At 67.8% G+C, this 12,290-nt stretch carries 13 protein-coding genes; 11 read left to right on the forward strand and 2 right to left on the reverse strand.

All coding sequences use genetic code 11. The features are described 5' to 3' along the window. Positions 1-11 precede the first annotated feature (11 nt). The 6 genes from A9975_RS23615 to A9975_RS23640 all read left to right on the forward strand — a co-directional run bounded on the left by A9975_RS23615 (position 12) and on the right by A9975_RS23640 (position 5,728). Positions 12-896, forward strand: coding sequence for a 3-keto-5-aminohexanoate cleavage protein (locus A9975_RS23615; protein WP_183034932.1), 885 nt, complete (start codon positions 12-14; stop codon positions 894-896). A 61-nt stretch (positions 897-957) separates the two neighbouring features. Continuing rightward, positions 958-1,935, forward strand: coding sequence for a zinc-binding alcohol dehydrogenase family protein (locus A9975_RS23620; RefSeq protein WP_183034933.1), 978 nt, complete (start codon positions 958-960; stop codon positions 1,933-1,935). Next, positions 1,932-2,270 carry a cupin domain-containing protein gene (locus A9975_RS23625; protein WP_183034934.1) on the forward strand — a complete coding sequence of 113 codons (339 nt, stop codon included), beginning with the start codon at positions 1,932-1,934 and terminating at the stop codon, positions 2,268-2,270. The genes A9975_RS23620 and A9975_RS23625 overlap by 4 nt, the downstream gene beginning before the upstream one ends. A 199-nt stretch (positions 2,271-2,469) precedes the next feature. Next, positions 2,470-3,552: a porin gene (locus tag A9975_RS23630; RefSeq protein WP_183034935.1), complete on the forward strand. Its 1,083-nt coding sequence runs from the start codon at positions 2,470-2,472 to the stop codon at positions 3,550-3,552. A gap of 79 nt (positions 3,553-3,631) precedes the next feature. After that, positions 3,632-4,600, forward strand: a complete 969-nt coding sequence (locus A9975_RS23635) for a tripartite tricarboxylate transporter substrate binding protein (protein WP_183034936.1) — start codon at positions 3,632-3,634, stop codon at positions 4,598-4,600. 99 nt (positions 4,601-4,699) lie between these two features. Next, entirely contained in the window at positions 4,700-5,728 is a 1,029-nt protein-coding gene (locus tag A9975_RS23640) for a LacI family DNA-binding transcriptional regulator (RefSeq protein WP_183034937.1), read from the forward strand. A gap of 54 nt (positions 5,729-5,782) precedes the next feature. On the opposite strand, the gene A9975_RS23645 is transcribed toward A9975_RS23640, so the two are convergent. Continuing rightward, entirely contained in the window at positions 5,783-5,965 is a 183-nt protein-coding gene (locus tag A9975_RS23645; protein ID WP_183034938.1) for a hypothetical protein, read from the reverse strand. 229 nt (positions 5,966-6,194) lie between these two features. Here A9975_RS23645 and A9975_RS23650 point away from each other — a divergent pair, with 229 nt between their 5' ends. The 3 genes from A9975_RS23650 to A9975_RS23660 are packed head-to-tail and all read left to right on the forward strand — an operon-like array spanning position 6,195 to position 8,885. Next, positions 6,195-6,866 carry a response regulator transcription factor gene (locus A9975_RS23650; RefSeq protein WP_183034948.1) on the forward strand — a complete coding sequence of 224 codons (672 nt, stop codon included), beginning with the start codon at positions 6,195-6,197 and terminating at the stop codon, positions 6,864-6,866. Positions 6,867-6,916: 50 nt separating this feature from the next. Beyond that, the gene (locus A9975_RS23655; protein ID WP_183034939.1) at positions 6,917-8,062 is read left to right on the forward strand and encodes a PAS domain-containing sensor histidine kinase; all 1,146 of its coding nucleotides are present in this window, start codon (positions 6,917-6,919) and stop codon (positions 8,060-8,062) included. Positions 8,063-8,111: 49 nt separating this feature from the next. Further along, a complete protein-coding gene (locus A9975_RS23660; protein WP_183034940.1) occupies positions 8,112-8,885 on the forward strand; it encodes a helix-turn-helix transcriptional regulator in 774 nt (257 codons plus the stop codon). 57 nt (positions 8,886-8,942) lie between these two features. On the opposite strand, the gene A9975_RS23665 is transcribed toward A9975_RS23660, so the two are convergent. Beyond that, on the reverse strand, positions 8,943-9,875 hold the full coding sequence (locus A9975_RS23665) for a LysR family transcriptional regulator (protein ID WP_183034941.1): 933 nt from the start codon (positions 9,873-9,875) through the stop codon (positions 8,943-8,945). A 183-nt stretch (positions 9,876-10,058) separates the two neighbouring features. On the opposite strand from A9975_RS23665, the gene A9975_RS23670 reads away from it, so the two are divergent. After that, positions 10,059-11,075: a tripartite tricarboxylate transporter substrate binding protein gene (locus A9975_RS23670; RefSeq protein ID WP_183034942.1), complete on the forward strand. Its 1,017-nt coding sequence runs from the start codon at positions 10,059-10,061 to the stop codon at positions 11,073-11,075. A gap of 10 nt (positions 11,076-11,085) precedes the next feature. Beyond that, a complete protein-coding gene (locus A9975_RS23675) occupies positions 11,086-12,165 on the forward strand; it encodes a maleylacetate reductase (RefSeq protein WP_183034943.1) in 1,080 nt (359 codons plus the stop codon). Positions 12,166-12,290 lie beyond the last annotated feature (125 nt).

Genomic DNA, 12,290 nt, shown 5'->3' on the forward strand with positions numbered 1-12,290 from the left:
ACACGTTCACCATGCATAGCAGAAAGACCATCATTACCTGCGCCGTCACCGGCAATATCGTTACCCCGGAGCAACATCCCGGCCTGCCGGTGACGCCGGCGCAGATCGCCACGGCGGCGCTGGAGGCGGCCGAGGCGGGCGCGGCTGCAGCCCACATCCATGTGCGCGACCCCGAGACCGGGCGCCCATCCATGGCGCTCGAGTACTACGCCGAGGTGATCGAGCTGATCCGCAAGCGCAACAAGGCGCTCATCATCAACCTGACCACCGGCCCGGGCGGGCGCTTCGTGCCGGGCGAGGACGAACCCCGCAACGCCGCGCCGGGCACCACCCTGGTGCGCCCGGAAGTGCGCGTCGCGCATATCGCCGCGCTGCGCCCCGATGTGTGTTCGCTGGACCTCAACACCATGAACTCCGGTGCGGACGTGGTGATCAACACGCCCCGGAACGTACGCAAGATGGCGGCCATCATCCGCGAGGCGGGCGTCATGCCGGAGCTTGAAATCTTCGACTCCGGCGACCTCCACATGGCGCGCGACTTCATCCAGGAGGGCGTGCTGGACGGCCCCGGCCTGTGGACCTTCGTGCTCGGCGTGAAATATGGTTTCGCGGCCACGCCGGAGACCTTGTTCTACGCACGCAATATGTTGCCGCCGGGCGCGCACTGGTCCGCCTTCGGCGTTGGCCGGGCGGAGTTCCCGATCGTGGCGCAGGCGTGGCTGGCGGGCGGGCATGTCCGGGTTGGCCTGGAGGACAACATCTATCTGGAGAAGGGCGTGCTCGCGCCGGACAACGCAGCGCTGGTCGCCAAGGCGCGTGACATCATCAAATCGCTGGGCGGCGCGCTGGCCTCGCCACACGAGGCCCGGGCCACGCTCGGCCTGCGGGCGGCATGAACGAACAGGCCAGCACATACACAAGCACATACACATACACATACACAAACATCACATCATCATGAACACTATCCGCGTCTCCCAGAAGGCAGCGAACATCGACGCGCTGCAACTCGAGTTCGTTGGCATTGCCAAGCCCGTGCCCGGCTCCGGCCAATGCGTCATCGAAGTCGCCAGCGCGGGCGTCAACCCGAGCGATGTCAAGGCCACGCTGGGTTTGATGCCGCACGCCGTATGGCCGCGTGTGCCCGGCCGCGACTACGCCGGCGTGGTGGTGGACGGCCCCGCGCACCTGCTGGGCAAGGAAGTATGGGGCAGCGGCGGCGAGCTTGGCATTCGCCGCGATGGCACGCACAGCCGCTACCTGACGCTCGACGTCGCCGCGGTACGCGAGAAGCCCGCCAATGTGACTTTGCAAGAAGCCGGCGCGGTTGGCGTGCCGTTTGTTACCGCCTATGAGGGCCTGCGCCGCGCCGGCCTGCCGAAGGCGGGCAGCGTGGTGCTGGTGTGCGGCGGCAACGGCAAGGTTGGCCAGGCTACCATCCAGATTGCCACCGCGCTGGGCGCGCGCGTCTTCGCCGTGGAGCGCGAGGCCGGGCCGTTTCGCGGCCACGCCAGCAGCACCGTGCGCATGCTGGACGCCAGCCGCGACAACATCGCCGAAGTGGTGCGCAACGAGACCGACGGGCACGGCGCGGATATCGTCTACAACACGGTCGGCAGCCCATACTTCGAGCAAGCCAACAAGGCCATGGCGATCGGTGCCGCGCAGATCTTCATCTCGACCATCGACCGCGCCGTGCCGTTCGACATCTTCGCCTTCTACCGCGGGCAGCATACGTATGTGGGCATCGACACGCTAGCCATGGACAGCATCGCTTGCGCGGCGGTCTTCGATCAGCTCGGCCCCATGTTCGCGGCCGGGCAGCTCAGGCCCTTCCCTGTGCACGCGGACTACACCTTCGCGCTGGCGCGCGCCGCCGAGGCTTACCGCACGGTGCTGCAAGGCGCCTCGGAACGCGTGGTGCTGATGCCATGAACACGACCCGGTTCGCCGCCGCGCCGGCCTATTTCCCGCCCGGCCACGAGGGCATGCGCTGCCTGCGCCTGCAGGGGTTTGAGGCCGGGCCGTCGGCGTCGCTCTGGCTCGGTGTCTCGGTGATCCTGCCGGGCGGCCATACCGGGCTGGATGCCTCGCCCATGGAAAAGCACTATGTGGTGCTGGAGGGGGAAGTCACCATCAGCAACGGGGAGCAGGTCGCGCATCTGTCGCAGTACGACTCGGTCTGCCTGGCGCCGGGTGAAGCCCGCAAGGTGGAGAATCCCGGCAACCGTCCCGCCATGCTGCTGCTGGCCATGCCGTATCCGCCTTGAATTTTTACTTTGATTGCAAACGTTTGCATACGCTTCAAATTGACCGGACGGACGCGCCGCGAATTCGCAATAGGGGAAGAGAGATATGGGAAATGCCTGGAGGCATAGGGGGCATCGGAGGAACCGGTTGCATGGGTGGCAGGAGACAACGAAGGACAGCGCGGCGAGCCCCGCGCCCCGGCACCGGTGGCCGGTCCTGATGGCTGGCGCCGGGGCGCTCGCCGTGGTGACGGTGTGCGGGCCCGCTTATGCGCAATCCACGGTAACGGTCTATGGGCGGCTCAACACCAGCATCGAGTATTCGCGCGCCAGCACCGCCACCGACGGCGCCGTGCTGGGCGGCACCGGACGGCTGACCAATAACCGGTCGGTCTTCGGCTTGCGGGGCGAGGAGGGCCTTGGCGGCTCTCTCAAGGCAATCTGGCAGATCGAGAGCAACCTGTCGATCGATAACGGGGCCGGGCAGATTGCGGGACGAAACTCTCGCATTGGATTGAGCGGTGACTACGGTACGTTTTTCATGGGGCACTGGACCACGCCCTACACGGAAGCCACCATGGAATACGACCCCTACTACCCGACCACCGCCGGGTATATGGCGCTGATCAGCAACGGCTCGGCATCGAGCACCAACAACATCCAGGACACGCACTCCTTCGATCGCCGCGAGCAGAACATCGTGCAATACCGCAGCCCGGAATGGAGGGGCTTGCGCGCGGGCGTGGGCTGGGGCGTGCCCGAGGAAAAGCTCACCACGCCGCGCAACCCGGCGCTCTACTCGTTCGCCACCACCTATGACCGCGGGCCGCTCAACGTGGCGCTGGCCTACGAGATTCACCAGCACTACCAGACGGCGGGCCGCAACGACGATGCCATCAAGGTGGGCGTGTCCTACCAGTCCGCCAGCACCAAGGTCTCCGCCCTGTATGAGCGGCTGCATTACCGTACCGCCACGGGCGACCTGACGCGCAACGGGTACTACACCTCGGTGGTGCAAAAGCTCGGGCCCGGCAGCATCAGGCTGGGTTTCGCGCTGGCCAGCAATGGCGCCGGCAATGCCACCGAGACGGTGGGGTTCTTTCGCAGCGGTGCGCAGACCGGCGCCACCCAGTTCACGGTCGGCTATGACTACCCGCTGTCAAAGCGCACCGCGCTCTTTACCTACTACAGCCGCATCAACAACAGGAAATACGCCATCTACGACTTCGCGATCAACAGCCTCGGCGTTTCGGCAGGCGCCGATCCGCAAACCTTTGCGCTAGGCATGCGCCACAATTTCTAACCCTCGAAACTGACCATCGCGCCGCCCGGCCCGGCCGGACCACGATCCGGCCGGACCCGAGGCGGTGGAGGAGACAACCGTGATTCGAAACATCCTGCTGTGTGCCACCCTCGCGGTGAGCGCCGGGGGCGCGCTCGCCCAGCCGCCCCAGTATCCCGCCAAGCCGATCCGCCTGGTGGTGCCATTCTCATCCGGCAGCGCGACCGACATCCTCGCCCGCATCGTCGGCAACAAGCTGGGCGAATCCGGCCGCTACCAGATGATCGTGGAGAACCGGCCCGGTGCGGGCGGCACGCTCGGCGCGGGGCTGGTCGCCAAGGCCGCGCCGGATGGCTACACCCTGATCCTGGTATCGGTCGGGCATGCCATCAATGCCACGCTTTATCCCAAGCTGTCGTACGACACCGTCAAGGACTTCGCGCCGGTGACGCTGGTGGCGACGGTGCCCAACGTGCTGGTGGTGAACAGCGCCAGCAAGCTGGGTTCGGTCAAGGATGTGGTGGCAGCGGCCAAGGCCAAGCCTGGCACGATGAACTTCGACTCCGCCGGGTCCGGCAGCTCGACGCACCTGAGCGGGGAGTTGTTCAAGATGGAAGCCGGCGTGGATATCGCGCACATTCCCTACAAGGGCACGGGCGAGGCGCTGACCGATGTCATGGCGGGCCGTGTCGACCTGATGTTTGCGCCCACTGTCTCCGCCATGCCGTTCGTGCGCCAGGGCAAGCTCAAGGCGCTGGCGGTGACCACGCCGAAGCGGGCTACCGCGTTGCCGGACATCCCGACGGTGGCGGAGTCGGGCTTGCCGGGGTACGCCTTCGAGTCATGGTTCGGCGTGCTGGCGCCCGCGGGCACGCCCAAGGAGATCGTGGCCGCGCTCAATGGCGAGATCGGCAAGGCGCTGGCCACGCCGGAGGTGCGCGAGCGGCTGTCGGTGCAAGGCGCCGAAGCGCGCACGTCCACGCCGCAGGAGTTCGAGCGCTACATCAAGGCGGAGATCGCCAAGCTGGCGCCGGTGGTGCGGCAGTCCGGCGTGCAGGCCGGGCAGTAGGAGGCGCGCGGGAAGGTTGGCAGGCAAGCGGGCCCGGCGCGTGCGTCTTCGCTTAAAATGGCATGTTCTCACTCACCTCACACCAGCCTCCCTGCCCGCATGGACCAGCGTAAGCGCATTACCCTGAAGGACCTGGCGGCGAAGGCGGATGTCCATTACTCCACCGTTTCCCGGGTGATGAACGCCGCCACGCGGCACCTGGTCGCCGATGAGGTGGCCGAGCGCATCCTGCGCATGGCCGACGAGCTCGGTTTCCGGCCCAACCGCATCGCCGCCGGGCTGCGCACCAAGCGCTCCGGGCTCATCGGCGTGGTGCTGCCGGATATCTCCAACCCCGTGTTCCCGCCGATCCTGGCCGGGCTCGAGGGCGTGCTGGCCTCGCATGGCTATGTGCCCATCGTGGTCAATGTGGGCGCCGACAAGACGCGCCAGCGTTTTGTCATCGACCAGATGATGGGCCGCCAGGTCGACGGCCTGATCCTGGCGACCGCCGAGCGCGAGGATGCCGTGCTGGACTACTGCGTCAAGCAGAACATCCCCGTGGTGATGGTCAATCGCGGCGAAGACCTCGGCCGGGTGCCCTGCGTGGTGAGCGACAACCTGCTCGGGATGCGGCTCGCCGTCGATCATCTGGTGGCGCTCGGGCATCGCCGCATTGGCCATATCGCCGGGCCGGACTCGCTGTCCACTGGCCACCAGCGCAAGCAGGGTTTTATCGATGCGGTGCGCCGGCACAAGCTGCGCAAGAACGAATGGGCGATCGTGGAAGCGTCAAGCTACGGCCGCGAAGCGGGGCGCGAAGCGTGCCGCGCGCTGCTGGAGCAGTTTCCCGCGCTGACCGCGATCGCCGCGGGCAACGACCTGGTGGCGCTGGGATGCTATGACTACCTGCGCGAGGCCGGGATTGCATGCCCCGCGCGCGTCTCGGTGATCGGCCACAACGATATGCCCTTTGTCGATGCGCTCACGCCTGCGCTCACCACTATCCGGATTGCGGTTCACGAGATGGGCGTGCAGGCGGCGACGCTGCTGCTGGCGCGCATCGAGAACGCGAAGGCCGAGGCTGCCAGCGTGGTGCTCCGCCCGGAGCTGATCGTACGCGGCTCGACTGCGCCGCCGGCGCACTAGGCGGCTCGCGCAGGCAAGCAAGCCGCATCTTCCGGGAATCGCAACGGTGGTCAACTACACATCCTTGTAGTGGGCACGGGCCATCGGCTTCAAAGCCATGCGCAGCAAGGGCTGCAGGCCATTTTGGAGTTGTGCGGATCCGGCGCGGCGATGTTTTCGGCCTTGATCTTTCGGTGTTTTCATCCACAATGCAAACGATTGCAGAATCGACGCGAGGCAGCCGATATCAGCCGGCATTGTGAGGCTGGCGAGGTGTCCTTTGCATGGGCTCGCGTCCCGGCTACACCCAGGGATGGGCCGTGTACACCCCTGGACAATGGCCGGCCTCATGCGGATAGGGAAGAATCGCGCTGCCCGCCAGGCAGGTTGGCGCATCTCGCGTTGCCGTTTTTCCCGGAGTTTGAGAATAGAGGATTCAAATGATCGTCGCATGCCTTTTCCCCAGGTGCCGGGCATAGGACGCGGCATGGCGATATCCGGCAGCTATCCCAGTCCCGGCGGCGCCTGGCTTGTCGACGACGGCGTGGTGCTGGTCGTTGACGATGACGCGGCCTTGCGCGATGGCATTGCCAGCCTGTTCCGCTCGATGGACATCCAGGTCAGGACCTTTGCCTCCGCGGCCGAGTTCCTGTGCTTTCCGATTCCCGATGTGCCGTGCTGCCTGGTGCTGGATGTACGCCTCAGGGGGGCCAGCGGGCTGGAGCTGCAGGCCATGCTGGCCGAGGTGGGCTGCCCGGTGCCGGTGGTGTTTATCTCCGGCCACGCGGACGTTGCCATGTCGGTCATGGCGATGCGGGCCGGCGCAACGCACTTCCTGACCAAGCCGTTCCGCGACCAGGACCTGCTCGATGCGGTGACGGAAGCCATTGGCAGGGACGTGCAGCGACGCGCTTGCGAACGGCGCGGGCGCGAACTGAAGGCTGCGTTCGAGACGCTGACATCGCGCGAGCGTGAAGTCATGGCGAGGGCGGCAGCGGGCCTGATGAACAAGCAGATTGCCGACGACGTGGGCCTGAGCACGGTCACGGTCAAGATCCACCGCGCGCAGGCCATGAAGAAGATGGGCGCGCGCACCTTTGCCGACCTGGTGGTGATGGCGCACGTGCTTGGCCTGACCAACGCGGCGGCGCAGGCGTGATCACGATGCGCAGACCCTATGCCCCACGTCATTCGCTGCGCAAAGGCAGCTTGGGCAACGCCCGTGCGAGGCGGCGCGGCCTGCATGAAAGCGAGGCCTCCCTGGCCGAGGGCCAGCGCATCAGCAAGACCGGCAGCTGGCAATGGTGGCCGGCGCGGCGCGAGATGCGCTGGTCGGCGGAGATGTACCGGCTCTTCGGGCTCGACCCCGCGCCCGGCACACCGGGCATGCACACCTTGGTGGCGATGATCCATGCCGGCGAGCGTGCCCGCGTGCTCGCCGGCATGGCTCGCGCCTGCAAGGAGGGCACGCCGTTCCAGCAGGAGTTCCGCATTCTGTGCCACAACGGCGAAGAAAAGCACCTCATCTGCGTGGGACAGCCGCGCCGGGGCAGCGAGCACAGCCTGGGCTTTGTCGGCACCGTGGTCGATATCACGGAGCGCCGCCGCGCCGAGGAAGTGCTGCGCGTGGCGCAGGCGGAACTGGCGCACGTGTCGCGCATCGCCGTGCTGGGGGAACTGACGGCATCCATCGCGCACGAAGTCAGCCAGCCGCTGGCGGGCATCATCACGAATGGGGAAGCCTGCCTGCGCTGGCTGGACCGGGCGCAACCCAACCTGGAGGAGGCGCGCAGCGCGGTGCAGCGCATGATCAGCGAGGGCCGGCGCGCCAGCGCCGTCATCGGCCGCACGCGCGCGCTGGCGGCCAAGGGTGTACCGCAGCGCGCACCCGTGGACCTGGGCGCCGCCCTCGCTGAATCCCTGGAGCTGCTGATGCCCGAAATGGGCAACCAGGGCGTGGCGGTGTCCGCCCATGTGGTGCCGGGCTTGCCGGCGGTGCTGGGCGATCGCATCCAGCTGCAGCAGGTGCTGATCAACCTCCTGCTCAATGCCATGCAGGCCTGCGCGGCGATGCCAGCCGGCCTGCGTTCGATCCTGGTGCGATGCGAACGGCTCTGCGCCGCGCCGCCGCGGCTGCTCTGCACGGTGCAGGACACGGGCCCGGGCATCGCGCCGGCGAACATCCCGAACCTGTTCGACGCCTTCTTTACCACCCGGCCCGAGGGCCTGGGCATGGGCTTGTCGATCTGCCGCTCGGTGGTGGAGTCGCACGGCGGGCGCATCTGGGTTGACGAGCAGCCGGGTCCGGGCGCCACATTCCGCTTTACGCTGCCCGTGCGGGAAACGCGCTTATGATTGGCGTCTGACAGATGCCATCCCGCGGCAGGAGCGGCGGTTTTCACACATGCGTTCTCCCGATATTTCGCTTGGCGCCGCGATTCCCGCGGATGCGCCCCCCGCCCTGGCCGTGCTGCTTGGCGACATCGACCGTGCCCAGGATATCGAGGGGCTGGCGAGTGCCGTCTGCACCGCCGCCAGGCTGCTCGGGTTCAATCATTTCTATTTGCGCTACAAGGGGCTGCCGGGCTTCGGCGCGGCCCATGCCGGTTCGCTGACCAGCCTGCCGGGCGGCGCGAGCCTGCCGCTGGAAGCCCACGGCGAGGCCCTGGCGGCGCTGGTGGTCAAGGCGCGCGATACCCTGGGGCCGGTGGTGTGCAGCAGCGCGGAACCCCTGGTGCGGACCCCCGATGACGCGGCGCTGGCACGGGCCGAGCTGGACCGCCGGTTGACCGCGGCCATTGCCTTTTCCGCCAGCATGCCAAGCCACGAGATGGGCACGCTGGCGCTGCTGTCGCTCGATGGCAACGCGGGCGAGGACGAGGCCGCCGTCTGCCGCGCGCGCCTGTTCGGCCCGGCCATCACGCAGGCCGTGCTCGATCGTTTCTGCGCGATCGCGCGCGGGCGCGCCGAGCCGGCGGTGTCGCTGACGGCGCGGGAGCTGGAGGTGCTGCGTTGGGTGGCGCTGGGCAAGACTTCCTGGGAGGCCGGGCAGATCCTCGGCATCTCCGAGCATGGCATTTCCCACCATATGCGCAACGTGATGCGCAAGCTGGATGTGGGTAACCGCTTGCAGGCGGTGCGCACGGCGATTGCCCTGGGGCTGCTGCCAGGCGAATAGCGCGGCCAACGCGGGGGCCAGGGTCGCCTGCGCGATCCCGTGCAATCCAGCCCGGCGCTATTCGCCCACCGCAGCCATGGCCACCTGCCAGCGTGGCGGGCTGCCGATGCTGGCGCTCAGGTGCTCGCAAAACGCCCGCACCTTGGCGCTGGCGCGCGGCAGCGCGCGCAGCAGGTAGATGCCGGTTTCCGGTTGCGGTGCCAGCCCATCCATCTCCAGCTCGATCAGGCGGCCATCGCCGATATCGCCGCCGATCGACCAGTCCGGCATCAGGGCAATGCCCAGCCCTTGCAGCACCGATAGCCGCCGCGCGTCGCAGTCGTCGCACTCGAAGGCGAACATGACCTGCTGCGCCACGTCGCTGTCCAGCAGCTCCCGCCAGCCGCGCATGCTGGTGCTGTGGCGGCGGTCGATCAGCCGGTGACTGCCCAGCTCGCTGGCGTGCCGCGGCTTGCCATGGCGCGCCAGGTAAGCCGGAGAGGCGCAGATCACGTAGCGCTGGCTGGCCACGCGCTGGGCGATCAGGCTGCTGTCCGCCTGCTGGCCCACGCGGATCACCAGGTCGATGCGCTCCACCACGGGGTCGACGATGCGCTCGGTCAGGTCCAGCTCGATGGCCAGGCGCGGGTACTTGTCATAGAGGGCGGCCAGGTGCGGCACCACGTGGCGCCGGCCAAAGGCGGGCAGGCAGCTTACGCGCAGCAGGCCGCTCACGCCCTGCTCCAGCGAGGTGACCTCGCTGCGTGCGTCGGTCATGTCGTGCAGGATCTTGACCGCGCGCTCGAACAGCAGGTTGCCGGCGTCGGTGCGTACCAACGCGCGGGTGGAGCGGGTAAACAGCGCCACCTGCAGCTCGTTCTCCAGGGAGTCGATCTGGCGGGCCACCGATGAGGCCACCATGCCCTTGCGGCGGGCCACGGCGGAGAAGCTGCGCGCCTGCGCCACCTCGACAAAGATCGAAAGATTCTCCGCAAATTTTGCCGATTCCATTTGTGCGTCCTGTGCAAAGGCGTTTCGCGGTCGGACTGGATTGCCCCGACCGATGTGACAGGTTAGCATCGAATCCGCGCCTTTCGCTCGGGCTATCTTCGCAATTTTGGCAAAAGCACGCCATCGTGCACCTGCCTCGGCATGCATGATGGCGAGGCGCGGTTACCGCAACAGGAAGACAAAATGACAACAAGACTGGAGACAAGCCATTCCGATCAACCCCACGCCGCACGCGGCCAGGCGCTGCTGCGGCGCCTGGCGGCCACCGCCGCGCTGGCGCTCGGCCTTGTTGGCGGCGCCGACGCGCAAACCTACCCGGCCAAGCCGGTCACGCTGATCATTCCGTTTGCGGCCGGCGGCACGGTCGACAAGGTGGGCCGCATGGTCCAGGAGGATTTTCGCGGCCGCCTTGGCCAGACGGTGGTCATCGAGAACCGCGCTGGCGCGGGCGGCACCATCGGCACCGGCGCCATCGCCCGCAGCGCGCCGGACGGCTACACGGTGGGGATGATCTTCGATTCGTTCGCCACCGAATCGTCGATGTACCCCAAGCTGCCATACGCGCCAGAGCGTGACCTGACCGGCGTGTCATACATGGTGCGCTCGCCCATGGTGCTGGTGGTGCCGGTCAGCTCGCGGTTCCAGACGCTGCAGGATTACGTGGCCGCCGCGAAGAAGCCGGCCACCGTTTCCTATGCATCGGTGGGTGCCGGCAGCTCCAACCAGCTGGCGGCCGAGTTGTTCCACGAGACCGCGGGCACCAGCGGCATCCACACGCCTTACAAGGGCGGCGGCCCGGCCATCTCGGATCTGCTTGGCGGCCACGTCGATTCGATGATCGCCAGCCTGCCGCTGGTGCTGCCGCATATCCAGGGCGGCAAGCTGCGCGCGCTGGCGGTGACCTCGCCCAAGCGCGATGCGCACCTGCCCGCGGTGCCGGCGATTGCCGAGACCTACAAAGGCTTCGAAGTCTATTCGTGGGTAGGCATGATCGCACCGGCCAGGACGCCGGAGGCCATCCTGAACCGGCTGGCGGCGGATATGAGCGCCACGCTGCGTGACCCCAAGGTGGCGCAGCGCCTGGCCGACGGCGGCTTCGAGGTGGTGGCGGGAGGCCGGCAGGAGATGAATGCGCTGGTCAAGAGCGAGTCGCAGCGCTGGTCCCGCGTGATCAAGAGCCGCAATATCGTGGCCGACTGAGCATCGCATCATGAAATCCTTTGTCTACCAAAGTCGTCCGCAGCGCGTGGTGTTTGGCGCCGGCGCCCTGGCCCGGCTCGGCGCCGAGATCGACGCGCTGGGCGCGCGCCGCGTCCTGGTGCTGTCCACGCCAGGCCAGCGTGGCCAGGCCGAGCATGTGGCGGACCTGCTGGGCGAGCGTGCCGCGGGCGTCTTCGACGGTGCCGTGATGCACGTGCCGATCGAATCCGCGCGCGCCGCCCGCGAGCAGGCCGCGCGCCTGGGCGCGGATGGCGCGGTGGCGATCGGCGGCGGCTCCACCATCGGGCTGGGCAAGGCCATCGCGCTGGAGTCGGGCCTGCCGATCGTGGCGGTGCCAACCACCTACTCGGGTTCCGAGATGACGCCGATCTTCGGCCTGACCGAAGGCGGCATCAAGCGCACCGGCCGCGATGCGCGCGTGCTGCCGCGCACCGTGGTGTACGACCCCGAGCTCACACTCGGCCTGCCGCTGATGCTGAGCGTGACCAGCGGCATCAACGCCATCGCGCACGCCGCCGAAGGGCTCTACGCGAGCGACGCCAATCCCGTCGCCAGCCTCATGGCGCGCGAAGGCATCGCCGCGCTGGGCCGCGCGCTTGCCGCCCTGCGCCAGGCGCACGCCAGCGGCGGCGCGCCAGACATGCTGGCCGCGCGCAGCGATGCGCTGTATGGCGCGTGGCTGTGCGGCAGCGTGCTGGCCAACGTTGGCATGTCGCTGCATCACAAGCTGTGCCATACGCTGGGCGGCAGCTTCAACCTGCCGCACGCCGAGGTGCACACCATCGTGCTGCCGCATGCGCTGGCCTATAACGCGAGCGCCGCGCCGGCGGCGATCGCCACGGTGGCGTCGGCGCTTGGCGCGGCGAGCGCGCCACAAGCGCTGTTCGATCTGGCCCGCGACAATGGCGCACCGCTTGCGCTGCGCGATATCGGCATGCGGGACCGCGACCTGGATCGTGCTTGCGAGCTTGCCTTGCTGAACCAGTACCCGAATCCGCGCCCGCTGGAGAGGGCGGCGATCCGGCAATTGCTGCAGGATGCGTTTGACGGGGCGCGGCCTGCGGCATGAGGGCCGCAATCGGTGCGTCAGCGCCGCCACCCGCTCACCCCGCTCGGCGGCGCCGATGACGGCTGTAGTCAACGTTTTCCATTCTTGGGGGGGCTCCGGTTGATGGGGGATTGGGGGACTGGGGT

It is taken from the genome of Cupriavidus sp. UME77 (assembly GCF_014170355.1).
In the GTDB taxonomy this organism is placed as follows: domain Bacteria; phylum Pseudomonadota; class Gammaproteobacteria; order Burkholderiales; family Burkholderiaceae; genus Cupriavidus; species Cupriavidus basilensis.

Coding starts and splice junctions, on each gene's coding strand:
- A9975_RS23615 (WP_183034932.1), top strand. CDS start 12: ATGCATAGCAGAAAGACCATCATTACCTGCGCCGTCACCGGCAATATC.
- A9975_RS23620 (WP_183034933.1), top strand. CDS start 958: ATGAACACTATCCGCGTCTCCCAGAAGGCAGCGAACATCGACGCGCTG.
- A9975_RS23625 (WP_183034934.1), top strand. CDS start 1,932: ATGAACACGACCCGGTTCGCCGCCGCGCCGGCCTATTTCCCGCCCGGC.
- A9975_RS23630 (WP_183034935.1), top strand. CDS start 2,470: ATGGCTGGCGCCGGGGCGCTCGCCGTGGTGACGGTGTGCGGGCCCGCT.
- A9975_RS23640 (WP_183034937.1), top strand. CDS start 4,700: ATGGACCAGCGTAAGCGCATTACCCTGAAGGACCTGGCGGCGAAGGCG.
- A9975_RS23645 (WP_183034938.1), bottom strand. CDS start 5,965: ATGCCGGCTGATATCGGCTGCCTCGCGTCGATTCTGCAATCGTTTGCA.
- A9975_RS23650 (WP_183034948.1), top strand. CDS start 6,195: ATGGCGATATCCGGCAGCTATCCCAGTCCCGGCGGCGCCTGGCTTGTC.
- A9975_RS23660 (WP_183034940.1), top strand. CDS start 8,112: ATGCGTTCTCCCGATATTTCGCTTGGCGCCGCGATTCCCGCGGATGCG.
- A9975_RS23665 (WP_183034941.1), bottom strand. CDS start 9,875: ATGGAATCGGCAAAATTTGCGGAGAATCTTTCGATCTTTGTCGAGGTG.
- A9975_RS23670 (WP_183034942.1), top strand. CDS start 10,059: ATGACAACAAGACTGGAGACAAGCCATTCCGATCAACCCCACGCCGCA.
- A9975_RS23675 (WP_183034943.1), top strand. CDS start 11,086: ATGAAATCCTTTGTCTACCAAAGTCGTCCGCAGCGCGTGGTGTTTGGC.